This window comes from Polaromonas sp., assembly GCF_049790275.1.
Taxonomy (GTDB): domain Bacteria; phylum Pseudomonadota; class Gammaproteobacteria; order Burkholderiales; family Burkholderiaceae_C; genus Polaromonas.
The window spans coordinates 46,739-58,857 of the sequence record NZ_JBAQYR010000002.1 but is presented as its reverse complement, the minus strand read 5'-3'; the positions used below and the strand labels follow the sequence as shown (position 1 = coordinate 58,857).

The 12,119-nt window shown below is 63.4% G+C and carries 14 protein-coding genes; 9 read left to right on the top strand and 5 right to left on the bottom strand.

Going from position 1 to position 12,119, the window contains the following annotated elements; all coding sequences use genetic code 11:
* The coding region (locus WA904_RS00385; protein WP_425195153.1) for an IclR family transcriptional regulator at window positions 1–457 on the bottom strand (457 nt) is incomplete at its 3' end.
* Window positions 458–631: 174 nt separating this feature from the next.
* Here WA904_RS00385 and WA904_RS00380 point away from each other — a divergent pair.
* Both WA904_RS00380 and WA904_RS00375 read left to right on the top strand, forming a co-directional pair.
* The gene (locus tag WA904_RS00380; protein ID WP_425195150.1) at window positions 632–1,639 is read left to right on the top strand and encodes a fumarylacetoacetate hydrolase family protein; all 1,008 of its coding nucleotides are present in this window, start codon (window positions 632–634) and stop codon (window positions 1,637–1,639) included.
* Window positions 1,640–1,718: 79 nt separating this feature from the next.
* Complete coding sequence (locus tag WA904_RS00375; protein ID WP_425195149.1) at window positions 1,719–2,603, top strand: amino acid ABC transporter substrate-binding protein; 885 nt, start codon at window positions 1,719–1,721, stop codon at window positions 2,601–2,603.
* A gap of 54 nt (window positions 2,604–2,657) precedes the next feature.
* Here WA904_RS00375 and WA904_RS00370 read toward each other — a convergent pair whose 3' ends face one another.
* The 3 genes from WA904_RS00370 to WA904_RS00360 all read right to left on the bottom strand — a co-directional run bounded on the left by WA904_RS00370 (window position 2,658) and on the right by WA904_RS00360 (window position 3,914).
* Complete coding sequence (locus tag WA904_RS00370; RefSeq protein WP_425195148.1) at window positions 2,658–3,071, bottom strand: VOC family protein; 414 nt, start codon at window positions 3,069–3,071, stop codon at window positions 2,658–2,660.
* 61 nt (window positions 3,072–3,132) lie between these two features.
* A complete protein-coding gene (locus WA904_RS00365; RefSeq protein WP_425195147.1) occupies window positions 3,133–3,507 on the bottom strand; it encodes a hypothetical protein in 375 nt (124 codons plus the stop codon).
* 38 nt (window positions 3,508–3,545) lie between these two features.
* Window positions 3,546–3,914, bottom strand: coding sequence for a TraR/DksA family transcriptional regulator (locus tag WA904_RS00360; protein WP_425195146.1), 369 nt, complete (start codon window positions 3,912–3,914; stop codon window positions 3,546–3,548).
* A gap of 139 nt (window positions 3,915–4,053) precedes the next feature.
* Here WA904_RS00360 and WA904_RS00355 point away from each other — a divergent pair, with 139 nt between their 5' ends.
* From WA904_RS00355 to WA904_RS00340, 4 genes are all read left to right on the top strand, one after another.
* Window positions 4,054–4,875, top strand: a complete 822-nt coding sequence (locus WA904_RS00355; RefSeq protein WP_425195145.1) for an enoyl-CoA hydratase/isomerase family protein — start codon at window positions 4,054–4,056, stop codon at window positions 4,873–4,875.
* Window positions 4,876–5,095: 220 nt separating this feature from the next.
* Complete coding sequence (locus tag WA904_RS00350; RefSeq protein ID WP_425195144.1) at window positions 5,096–5,929, top strand: PhaM family polyhydroxyalkanoate granule multifunctional regulatory protein; 834 nt, start codon at window positions 5,096–5,098, stop codon at window positions 5,927–5,929.
* A 30-nt stretch (window positions 5,930–5,959) separates the two neighbouring features.
* On the top strand, window positions 5,960–6,601 hold the full coding sequence (locus WA904_RS00345) for a glutathione S-transferase family protein (protein WP_425195143.1): 642 nt from the start codon (window positions 5,960–5,962) through the stop codon (window positions 6,599–6,601).
* 37 nt (window positions 6,602–6,638) lie between these two features.
* On the top strand, window positions 6,639–7,919 hold the full coding sequence (locus WA904_RS00340; protein ID WP_425195142.1) for an FIST signal transduction protein: 1,281 nt from the start codon (window positions 6,639–6,641) through the stop codon (window positions 7,917–7,919).
* Between the two features lie 115 nt (window positions 7,920–8,034).
* Here WA904_RS00340 and WA904_RS00335 read toward each other — a convergent pair whose 3' ends face one another.
* Complete coding sequence (locus WA904_RS00335; protein WP_425195141.1) at window positions 8,035–8,766, bottom strand: helix-turn-helix domain-containing protein; 732 nt, start codon at window positions 8,764–8,766, stop codon at window positions 8,035–8,037.
* 115 nt (window positions 8,767–8,881) lie between these two features.
* Here WA904_RS00335 and WA904_RS00330 point away from each other — a divergent pair, with 115 nt between their 5' ends.
* Genes WA904_RS00330 through WA904_RS00320 form a run of 3 tightly spaced genes read left to right on the top strand, consistent with a single transcriptional unit; the run spans window position 8,882 to window position 12,099 of the window.
* The gene (locus WA904_RS00330; protein ID WP_425195140.1) at window positions 8,882–9,775 is read left to right on the top strand and encodes a hypothetical protein; all 894 of its coding nucleotides are present in this window, start codon (window positions 8,882–8,884) and stop codon (window positions 9,773–9,775) included.
* A 24-nt stretch (window positions 9,776–9,799) separates the two neighbouring features.
* Window positions 9,800–11,746 (top strand): MFS transporter, encoded by a 1,947-nt coding sequence (locus tag WA904_RS00325; RefSeq protein ID WP_425195139.1) that lies wholly within the window; start codon window positions 9,800–9,802, stop codon window positions 11,744–11,746.
* Window positions 11,743–12,099, top strand: a complete 357-nt coding sequence (locus tag WA904_RS00320; RefSeq protein ID WP_425195138.1) for a DUF805 domain-containing protein — start codon at window positions 11,743–11,745, stop codon at window positions 12,097–12,099. The genes WA904_RS00325 and WA904_RS00320 overlap by 4 nt, the downstream gene beginning before the upstream one ends.
* Window positions 12,100–12,119: the final 20 nt, after the last annotated feature.

The following is a 12,119-nucleotide window of genomic DNA, read 5'->3' as shown; positions in this document are numbered from 1 at the left end:
GGGCCATGAAGGCGGAAAAACACAGGCCGGTGGCCGAAGAAAGCAGGGGCATCACATCGCCAAGGCGCAAGTTGACGGTGAGGGCCTGCGGCGACTCTTCCCAGTGCACGATGGTCGGCCCCTGGTTGCCCCACACCGCCAGCGCCAGGGTCTGGCCGATCTGCTCCATCAGCGGCCCCAGGCGCTGGCGCGCCAGTTTCACGCTGTCCAGCCGCGACAGCGAGGCCAAGCCCAGCTTGAGCGCGGCCGGGCCGAGGTCATAACGTGTCGTGCCGGGGTCCTGCGTCACCAGTTCGAGGCGCTGGAAACTCACCAGGTAGCGGTGCGCCTTGGCGGCACTCATGCCGGCTGCAGAGGCCAGGTCGCGCAGCATCAACGCCCCCGGCGATGCACCCAGCACCTGCAGCAGGCTGAAGCCGACTTCCACCGACTGGATGCCGGCGCGCTGCGCAGGCAGGGCGGCCTGGCCGCCCTGTGAGCCGGCCGGGGGTGTTTTGCGCTCTTTCATGGAATTCGACTAGAATTTAAAATTACATTTAGGTAAATTGATTTCACTTATCGTAACTCTAGCGCAGAGAACGGCCAGTGTGTAATCCGTTTCACCACCCAGACCCAGGAACAAAGGAAACTGATGAAACTCGCTACCTATAAAGACGGCTCGCGCGACGGCCAGCTCGTGGTTGTCTCGCGTGACCTGACGACGGCCCATTATGCGACGGGCATCGCCACCAAATTGCAGCAGGTACTCGACGACTGGAACTTCCTGGCGCCGCAATTGCAGGACCTGCACGACACGCTGAACAACGGCAAGGCGCGCCATGCGTTTCCGTTCGAAGCGGCGCGGTGCATGGCGCCGCTGCCGCGCGCCTACCAGTGGGCTGACGGCTCCGCCTACATCAACCACGTCGAGCTGGTGCGCAAGGCACGCGAATCCGAGGTCCCGGGCAGCTTTTACAAGGACCCGCTGATGTACCAGGGCGGCAGCGACGACTTCATCGGACCCTGCGACGACGTGGTCTGCCCCAGCGAAGAGTACGGCATCGACTTCGAAGCCGAAGTCGCCGTGATCACAGGCGACGTGCCCATGACCAGCACGCCCGAGCAGGCGCTTGAAGGCATACGCTTGGTCATGCTGGCCAACGATGTGAGCCTGCGCAACCTGATTCCCAACGAGCTGGCCAAGGGCTTCGGGTTTTTCCAGAGCAAGCCGGCGACGGCCTTCAGCCCGGTGGCCGTGACGCTGGACGAACTCGGCGATGCCTGGGACCAGGGCCGGGTCAACCTGACGATGCAGAGCACCTGGAACGGCCGCAAGGTCGGCATGTGCGACGCCGGGCCCGAGATGACCTTCCATTTCGGCCAGCTGATCGCCCACATCTGCAAGACGCGCAATGTGCGCGCCGGCTCCATCGTCGGTTCGGGCACCGTCAGCAACAAGGGCGTCGAGGTCAAGGGCAAGACCGACTGGCCCAAGGGCTACAGCTGTATCGCGGAAAAGCGCGCGATTGAAACCATCCAGGACGGCAAGCCTTCCACCGAGTTCATGAAGTTTGGCGACACCATCCGGATCGAGATGAAAGGCAAGGACGGCGAGTTGGTGTTCGGCGCGATTGACCAGAAGATCGTCCAGTACGGTTGAGCCGACCGCGCGGTTTGCAGCAGCGCGGCTTTTACCCAATAATGCAAGCCAACTACTGCGTACCGCAGGGAGGCTTGATATGGCTATCAGGATGCATTCGACCCGGCGCTGGATGGTGCCACTGGTGCTGGTTTTGATGGCTGTGCCTCCCGCCTCGGCCCAGGCCACCTTCGACAAGGTCAAGAGCCGCAGCCAGCTGGTGGTTGGCTACCGGGAAAACGCCTTTCCTTTTTCATTCGCGGATGGTAAGGGGGCGGCCGGTTACAGCATCGACCTGTGTGCGCCCATCATCGAGCGCATCGGCCAGGCGTCTTCCGCGAAAAACCTGCGCGTGGTGTACCAGGCCGTCGAGCAGGAGCGTGTGGTCAGCCTGCTCAAAAGCGGTGTGATCGACCTGATGTGCGCCAATACCAGCGACACCGATGCCAGGCGCAAGCTGGTGGCCTTTTCACCGCCCATTTTTTATGCCGCAGTACGGGTGCTGGTGCGCAGCAGCGACAAGCTGGGCTCGCTGGACCAGCTGGCAGGAAAAAACCTGGTGGTGCTGGGAGGTACCACCGCCAGGAATGCGTTGAATACACATGCTGCCAGCCAAGGCCTGAAGTGGAAGATCGCCAACGTGCTCGAGCACGACGCGGCCATGAGCCAGCTGAGCCTGCGCCAAGCCGACGGTTATGTGCGCGACGACATCCTGCTGGTCAATGCGGTGCTGACCGCGAAAAATCCGGCTGATTTTGTGTTGTTGCCCGAGCGCCTGTCCTCCGAGCCGATCGCCATCGTGTACCGAAGCGGCGACCCGGCGCTGCAAAAGCTGGTGGACCTGTCGATTGTCGAATCCATGCGCAGCGGAAAGTTCAGCCAGACCTACGAGAAATGGTTTGTCAAGCCCGCGCCTCCGGCGAACAAGGCGCTGAACCTGCCGATGTCCCCGGAGCTGAGCCGCCTGCTCGCGGCGGCCAGATAAATAGTGTGAGCAGACCCTGGGCGTCTGCACGATGGCGACCTCACGGGCTCATCCTCACGACGCGTAAACCGCGTCCAGGTTGCGGAAGCCCTTGATCTCCAGGGGGTTGCCGAAAGGATCGCAGAAAAACATGGTCCACTGCTCGCCCGGCTGGCCTTCAAAACGCACCTGGGGCGCAAACAGGAACCCGGTCCCTGCAGCCTGCAGGCGCTGCGCCATGGCTTGCCAGTCGGGCAGTCCCAGAACCAGTCCGAAATGCGGCATGGGCACCAGGATGTCGCCGACATGGCCGGTGCGTTCGGTCTTGAAGGGCTGGCCCAGGTGCAGCGAGAGCTGGTGGCCCATGAAATCGAAATCGACCCAGGTGTCGGTACTGCGGCCTTCGGTGCATCCGAGCACGCCGCCGTAGAAGCGGCGGGCCTCATCAAGATCGGTCACATTGAAGGCGAAATGAAACAGGCTGCGCATCCGGTGAAGGATAGCAGCCTGCTGCGGCGGGGACGGAGTGTTCCCGCGAAAACCCCCGGAGTCAGGCCGTCGAAGGATCGGCCGCCATGTTGTCGAACTTCCTGAAGTACTGACGGGCCAGCGCGACCAGCTGGCCATCGCTCGGATGGTCGGTGGCCACCGAGTCCACCACGCTGTCGGCCACGGCCGGCAGGTGGCTGCCGCACCAGTCGCGGAACTGGTTGCGTACCAGGCCGGGGCCAGTCAGCAGCACTTCGTGCGTGCCGGCCAGTGCCCGGGCCACATCGGCAAAGAAGGCGGCGCTGTCGTCGGCCTTGCCCTGGTGTTTGTGATGCGTGCGCGATTTGATGCGCTGGGCCTGCATGTGCTCGCGGTCAAACATCAGCACATGGGCTTCGGACTGGTCGATCCAGACAATGGCGTGAAAAGTGCTCATGAAATCCTTCGCAGAAGTTGAAAAGAAAGAAACGGGGGTCAGGCCGGGCGTAGTTGCTCGACCTTTTCCTGGCAGGGGATGCAGCGCTGCGCTTCGGGGCTGGCTTGCAGCCGGGCAGCGGGAATGCTGACGCCGCAATCGGTGCACTGCCCGTAGCTCCCGGCTTCGATGCGTCCCAGCGCCGCGTCGATCGCAGCGAGTTCGGCTGTCTCGCGTTCACCCAGGGCAAACTCGATCTCGCGTTCGGTCGCCACCTGGGCGCGTGAGTCTTCCGGCTGGCCGAAGTGTTCGGCAGCGGCGTCGGCGCGGCTGACAACACCGCCGCGCTGCGCCGAGATTTGTGCAAGCAAGGCAGTGCGCTGGGCTAGCAACTGCTGCCGGTAGGGCGCGGCTTGTTGGGAATTCATTCGGACGGCTCCTTCAGGTGATATACCTTCATCATGCGTCGTGCGGTACCACTCCCTGTTGATGAAGGTCAAGTGGGCGGCCGTCGGCGGGGTGCGAGGCACAATTCATGGATCCCTTTTCCCTACCGACGGAGACACCATGACTTTCCAGCCCATTGACTACAGCGCTTACCAGACCCTTCACATCACGCGCCGCGGTGTGAACGGCGCGGTGCTGGACATCCAGATGAAAGCCCTCAACGGCAAGCTGCCGACGGCGGGCCACGACGGGCACCGCGAACTGGCGCAGATCTGGCGCGACGTGGGCAGCGACGACTCGGTGCGCTGCGCGGTGCTGCGCGGCGAGGGCCTGGGTTTTTCCGGCGGCGGCGACCTGGCGCTGGTGCAGGACATGGCCGACGACTTTGCCGTTCGCACCCGTGTCTGGAAAGAGGCGCGCGACCTGGTGTACAACGTGATCAATTGCGACAAACCCATCGTCAGCGCCCTGCACGGCCCGGCGGTGGGTGCAGGGCTGGTGGCGGGTCTGCTGGCCGATATTTCTATTGCGGCGAAAAGCGCGAAGATTGTTGATGGCCACACGCGGCTGGGCGTGGCCGCCGGCGACCACGCCGCCATCATCTGGCCGCTACTGTGCGGCATGGCCAAGGCCAAGTACTACCTGATGCTGTGCGAGCCCGTCAGCGGCGAAGAGGCCGAACGCATTGGCCTGGTTTCCCTGGCTGTCAACGATGACGAACTGCTGCCCAAGGCCTATGAGGTGGCCGACCGGCTGGCCGCGGGTTCGCCCACCGCCATCAGCTGGACCAAGTACGCGCTGAACAACTGGCTGCGCCAGGCGGGGCCGGCTTTCGACGCCTCGCTCGCGCTGGAGTTCATGGGGTTTGCCGGGCCCGATGTGCGTGAAGGCGTGGCCAGCCTGCGTGAGCGCCGACCGCCCTCGTATGGCCCAGTGGCTTGATGAATTGCTATCGAATCAGTAGCTGCTTGCGCCCGTGGCCAAAGGGCTGGAGGCGGATTTCTCTTTAAAATTTGCCTGTACCGGTGGAGGGGGCGAATTTTCGAGGCCGGCTTGTTCGGCAAGGGTGCCTTTGCATCCACGGGTTGACGTGCTGCCGTGACCCTGCACAATGAAAGCATCGTGACCCTTCGGGCACTTCCTACAACACCAGGAGACAAGCATGAGCGACGCAGACAATACCTCTTCAGCCGGCTTCGGCAAGCTGGTCCCGGGATTCGATTTTTTGCAGAATCTGGCCAAGCAGGCCGCCGGCAGCGCGGCGCAAAACATTCCGCAGCTGCCCAACCTCGGCAACTGGATCGCCCCGACGCTCAATGTGGAGGAGCTCGACAAGCGCATCGAGGAACTCAAGGCCGTGCAGTTCTGGCTGGACCAGAACGCGATGGCGCTCAAGGCCACCATCCAGGCGCTGGAAGTGCAGAAGATGACCCTGGCCACACTCAAGGGCATGAACTTCAACATGGGCGATGTGGCCAACGCCTTCAAACTCAAGGTGGCTGACACCGTTGCCGGCGGGGTGCAGAAAGTGGCCGACAAGGCCAAAACCTTCTCCGGCCTGGAAATACCCGCAACGGCTTACCAGGGCAGTGAAACGGCGGCCAAGCCCAAAACCCGGCCGAAGGCGGAAAAAGCTGAGGCACCCGCGACCGGCGTTGTGGATCCGATGCAATGGTGGGGCGCACTGACGCAGCAGTTCCAGAACATTGCCGCCACCGCCATGCAGGATGCGGCCAAAAAAACCGCCATGAGCGCCACCAGGAATATGGCCACCGGACTGGCCAAGGACGCCATGAAAACCGCCACCGGCATGGCCAAGGGCATGGCCGGCTCCGCCGGAAAAACGGTGGCCAATGGCGCCCGCTCCGCAATGAACACGGCTTTGCGCAGCAGCCAGGCCTGGCCCACTCCGGCCGCAGCCAAAAAAACCACAGCACCGGCGAAAGCGAAACCCAAGGCGCCGGCGCGCAAGGCCGCGCGCAAAACGGCGCGTTGATCCCACAGCTGCAGGAAAGAAGGAGAGAGCATGTACCGTCTTCATGGTTTCTGCCAGTCGGGCAACACCTTCAAGGTGGCGTTTCTGCTTCGTGCCCTGGACCAGCCCTGGGAGCCGGTCTTCGTGGACTACATGAACGGCGCCACGCGCATGGAATCCTGGCGCGTCCAGACCAACGAGATGGGCGAGGCGCCGGTGCTGGAGGACGGTACGCGCCGCCTCACGCAGTCCGGTGTCATCCTGGGCTACCTCGCGAAGAAACACGGCGCGTTCGAGGGGGCTACCGAGGACGACAGGCTGGAGGTGTTGCGCTGGCTGTTTTTCGACAACCACAAGTTCACGAGTTACTTCGCCACCTACCGCTTCATGAAGGCCTTCGGCCCCGCGGCACCGGACCCGGCCGTGATGGCCTGGCTGCGTGCACGCATCGATGCTGCCTTCGGCATCGTCGACAAACACCTCGCTTCGCGGGAGTGGATGGTGGGCGCGGCGCCCACCATTGCCGACTTCTCGCTCAGTGCCTATCTGTTTTATCCGGTGGAAGAAAGCGGCTACGAGGTTGCCGGGCGATACCCCCACATCGAGGCGTGGCTTGCGCGCCTGCGCCGGCTTCCCGGCTGGGCTTCGCCTTACGATGTGCTTCCTGGAGAGCGATTGCTGCCGAAGTGGTGAGGCCGCCGCCGCGCCAGCAAGCTACCATGGCGACAGCATGAAACTTTTTCCCTACGGACACGCCACCCATCCGCAGTGGCGCATGGCCGCCGGCCTGGTCCTCGCCCAGCTGCGCGCCCAGATGGCTTTGCACGGTTATGCCAACGCGCCTGCCCTGGGCCTGCTTTACATCACCGACCACTACACGGCGCAAGCGCAGGACATCCTCGATTTCCTCGGCGCCGAATTGCCTGAAATCACCGACTGGGCCGGCACTGTCGGCATCGGCATTGCGTCGAACAATGTCGAATATTTCGACGAGCCGGCGCTGGCTGTCATGCTGTGCGAGCTGCCCAGCGACCAGTACCGCGTATTTTCCGGCGTGTCGCCGCTGCCGCCGACCGGTGCCAGCCATTTCCAGGCCCACACCGCGCTTGTGCATGCCGATGCCGGGACGCCGGATGTGGCCGAATTGATCGATGAGATGGCCCAGCGCACTGGCAGCGGCTATGTGTTTGGCGGCCTGGCATCGAGCCGCAACAAGGCGGTCCAGTTCGCACTCAGCGGCAACGGCAATGTCAAGGGCCAGGGCGCCGCCGGCGGCGTGTTCAGCGGTGGCCTGAGCGGCGTGGCCTTTGCCCAGGGTGCGGCCCTGATGTCGCGTGTGACGCAAGGCTGCCAGCCGGTGTCGCGCGAACATGAAATCACCGCCTGTGACGGGAATGTGGTCACCGGTCTGGACGGCCAGAGCGCGCTGGATGTGATGCTGGCCGGCCTTGGGGTGTCGCTTGATGCGCCGCGCGAGGCGCTGGAGAAAGTGCGCACCACGCTGGTCGGCTTGCGCAGCGCCGAGGCCGGGCTGCAGGATGGCCGCGTCCAGCGGCATGGCCAGTTCGGCGCCGATGTGCTGGTGCGCCACATCATCGGCCTGGACCCGGCGCGCCAGGGCATCGCCATTGCCGAAGTGCCTCGTGTGGGCATGAAGCTGGCTTTTTGCGAGCGCAACGCCGAGGCTGCGCGCGCTGACCTGGTTCGCGTTTGCGCAGAAATCCGGGAGGAGCTGGAGCCGCAGGAACTCACGCTGGAAGTGGCCAGCGCGCTGAGTGCGTCCGAGGCCGAGTCGGCACCGCATCCGGCCCGGCGTATTGCCGGCGCCATTTATGTCAGCTGCGCCGGGCGGGGCGGTCCGCACTTTGGCGCGCCCAGTGCCGAGCTGCAGATTGTGCGGCGCGCCCTCGGGGATGTGCCGCTGGTCGGTTTTTTTGCTGGCGGCGAAATCGCGCGCCACCACCTGTACGGCTACACCGGTGTGCTGACGGTGTTCACCACCCTGGAGTAACAAGCGCTGGGTAAGCAGACCAGCAGGGGCCGCAGATCCGGCTTCGCCGGTCTGCAGGCGCCGTCCCCTGCAAGGCCGCTACACGCAGTGAGCGGCAACAGGGGTGTTCAACAGGTTATCGCCGCAAGGCCGCAAAGGCCTCGAATTCCCAGCTTCGCATCGCCAGCAGCAAGGTGTAGCCCTCGCAGTCCTTGTCGGCCAGCTTCTGGTCGGTCTGGTGCTGTTGCGCAAAGTCCTGCGCGACGCGCTGCATGCGCTCCAGAAATGAAGGCGCCAAGCTGCGGCTGATGGTGCCGTGGACCAGCAGCACACCTTCGCCGTCGCCGTCAAAGCCGCCTGAAAAATAGTCCAGCAGGGCGTTGTCCCTGAAATAGTTCATCACCGGTCCGTGCGGGCGCCAGCGGAAGGTTTTTGCGAGCTTGAGCCGGTAGCGGTTCATCGCCTTGAGTTCGATGATGCCGATGCGGTCCAGCTGGGCCAGGTACTTGATGCCTTCGGCCGGCGTCAGGCGGTACCTGCTGGTGATCTGCTCCAACGTCCATTGCGAGAGCACGCAAATGGCCACCAGCAGCAGTTTCTTGTCGGCCACCACGGCTTTTTCCTGGGACTCGGTGAGTTCAGCCAAGAGGGGCTGGGTGTCGGCCACTTGCCGGGCCAGTTCGGCGAAGTCCAGCTTCAGCGCGCGGCAGATCGCATCGATGCGCGACAGCGGCATGTCGCCCCGGGCCAGCATGCGCTTGACGCTCGACTCCGCCATGCCCAGCTTGCCCGCCAGGCCGGCGTATGTCATGCGGGCGGCTTTGAGTTCCTTTTTCAGGACGATCACGAGGTCGGCGGTGGTGCTCATGGGTATCAATTATCAATACTTTTGGTCCCAGACGGAAAGACTGGTTCAAATATTGATGCTCTGGAAGCGCACTTCACCGCACATTGCAGGCTCATTCATTTCAGGAGCCATCGTCATGCAACACACTTTTCATTCTCCGCTGCGGCGGGAGGTGCGGCCCGCGCATTCTCCGGCGTGGCCGCGCGAACGCGCCTTGCTGCTTGCTGTCCTGCTGCTGGCCCTGGTGGCTGTGGCCGGGCCGGGCCTGATGCAGCCGGCGCATTACCACGACTTTGCCGACCAGCGAGCCTGGGGTGCGCTGCCTCATGCCATGGATGTGCTGAGCAACCTGCCTTTTGCCTTGTGGGGTCTGGCGGGTGCGGGCGTGCTGGTTCAGGCTCTTCGCCGGCAGGTGGTGGACAGGACGGCAGCCTGGCTGGCAGGCCTGTTTTTTGGCGGGCTGATGGTGACCACAGCTGTCTCTGCGATGTACCACTGGCAACCGGACAACGCGGGACTGCTCTGGGACCGCGGCGGCATGGTGCTGGCATTCGCCGGGCTGCTGGGCCTGGCTGCATGGCAGGGCGTCAGTGCCCGTGCCGGTGTGGCCCTGGCGGCGGCTGTGCTGGTGCTGGGGCCGGTGTCTGTCCAGATGTGGACGATGTCAGGCAACCTGTTGCCCTGGGGTGTGCTGCAGTTCGGCGGCATGGGCCTGATCGTCGGGCTGGCCTGCCTGCGGCCGGTAGCCGCCGGTGCGGGGCGGACGCACCAGGGCCTGACCATCCGCTGGTCGCTGCTGATCGCCCTGTATGCCCTGGCCAAGGTACTGGAGCTGGGTGACCATCAGGTGTTTGAGTGGACAGGCCACCTCGTTTCTGGTCACAGCCTTAAACATATGGTGGCCAGCTGTGCCGCCTGGCCGGTTGTCGCCGCGCTGATGGATGTCATGAAAAGCAGGGCAGAATCCGGTTCACCCTCCAGAGCAGGCTCTAAGGGTGTAGACAGGATGCCCCCGGCACCTGCTGCATAACAAAATCGAAAAGAGGAGTCCATCATGAGTGTTGAAGCCGCCGTCCAGGCGCTCCCGCCGCAGGCCCAGGAGCACCCCAACCAGTTCGCGCTGCTCCGCCAGCGCCGCTTTGCCCCCTTTTTCTGGACCCAGTTTTCGGGGGCGGCCAACGACAACCTGTTCAAGTTTGCTTTCACCGTGATGGTGACGTACCAGCTGCAGATCAGCTGGTTGCCGCCCGCGATGGCGGGGCTGGTGATAGGCGCGCTGTTCATCCTGCCTTTCCTGCTGTTTTCTGCCACCAGCGGACAACTCGCCGACAAGTACGACAAGCGCACGCTGATCATTTTTGTGAAGCGGCTGGAAATGCTCATCATGGCGCTGGCGGCCTGGGGCTTTTTCACCGCCAACATCCCGATCCTGCTGGGCTGCACCTTTCTCATGGGCGTGCATTCCACGCTGTTCGGACCGGTCAAGTTTGCCTACTTGCCGCACCACCTGAACGAGCGTGAACTCATGGGCGGCAACGGCATGGTGGAAATGGGCACCTTTGTCGCCATTTTGCTGGGCAATGTGGCCGGCGGCCTGATCATTGCGGTGCCGGAGATCGGTGCCCACCACGTGGGCTTCAGCTGCATCGGCGTGGCTATCCTTGGTCGCGTGGTATCGCACTACATTCCGGCGTCGCCCGCGACTGACCCAGGCCTCAGGATCAACTGGAATCCGTTCACCGAGACGGTGCGCAATCTCAAGCTTGCGCATGGCAACCTCGTGGTTTTCCGTTCGCTGCTGGGCATCAGCTGGATGTGGTTTTTCGGTGCGGTGTTCCTGAGCCAGTTCCCGAGTTTTGCCAAGGAAGTGCTCCATGGCAACGAGCAGGTCGCTTCACTGCTGCTGGTGGTGTTTTCGATAGGCATAGGCACGGGTTCGCTGCTGTGCGAGGTAGTGAGCCGCCGTCATGTCGAGATCGGCCTGGTCCCGCTGGGTGCCATCGGCATGAGCGTGTTTGCGATTGACCTTTACTTCGCATCGCGCGGCCTGCCGCCGGCGCCGGTTATGAGCCTGGCAAGTTTTGTGGCGCAGCCCGCGCACTGGCGCGTGATGGCCGACCTGGCGCTGCTAAGCCTGTTTGCGGGCCTTTACAGCGTGCCCATGTACGCGTTGATCCAGCTGCGTGCCCAGGTAACCCATCGCGCCCGCATCATCGCGGCCAACAACATTCTCAATGCGCTGTTCATGATCGCGAGTTCGGTCATTGCCGGTATTTTGCTGGGCAGCGGCATGACGATTCCGCAGATTTTCCTGCTGGTTGGCTTGGCCAATGCCGTGGTGGCGTTTTACATCTTCATGCTGGTGCCCGAATACCTGCTGCGGTTTATTGCGCTGGTGGCCTCGCGCTGCGTTTACCGCTTCAAGGTGACGGGCGACGACAACATTCCGGTGCAGGGCGCCGCCGTGCTGACCTGCAACCATGTGAGTTTTGTTGACCCCGTGCTGCTGATGGCGGCCAGTCCGCGGCCTATTTATTTCGTGATGGATCACCGCATTTTCAAAATGCCGGTGCTCGGCTGGCTGTTCCGGCTGGCCAAGGCGATCCCGGTCGCGCCGCGCGCCGAAGACCCGGCCGCTTACGAGGCGGCGTTCGAGGCGGCGGCCACGGTGCTGCGCAATGGCGACCTGCTGGCGATCTTTCCCGAAGGCGGCATCACCCGGGATGGCACGTTGCAGGAGTTCCGGGGCGGCATCATGAAGATCCTGGAAAACGCCGCGCGCGATGGCCTCACGGTGCCGGTGGTTCCCATGGCCCTGACCAATTTGTGGGGGTCCTTCTTCAGCCGCATCGAAAAGGGCGGGGCCATGGTGCGGCCCTTCCGGCGCGGTCTGCTGAGCCGGGTGGGGCTGAACGTCGGGGTTCCGTTGGAGGCCGAAAAAGTGGCTCCTGTGAGCCTGCACTCCGAAATCGGACAACTTCTTCAACAGGGGAACGCATGAACTTGCTTCAGTTTTTCAAGGGGAGAGGGCGCTTGACCCGCGCAGGTTTTTGGGTTCACGGACTTATTGTCTGGGGGGTGTTCTACCTAATATGGAGCGCGCTCGGCGATTCCGCGGACGGTGTCCTCACGTGGGTGGTCAATCTGCCCGTGCTGGCGGCGCTGGTGTTGCTCTGCATCCAGCGGCTGCATGACCGGAATTATTCCGGCTGGTGGCTGCTGCTTGTAGTCGTCCCCGTGGCGGGAGCGCTCTGGCTGGTCTGGCAGTTGGCCTTGCGGCGCGGCGTTCCAGAAGGCAACCGATGGGGCCAGGACCCGCTGTTACCGCGTGGCGACTATCTGGTGGTCCGCTAAAGAGCTGGTAAAAAAAGGGA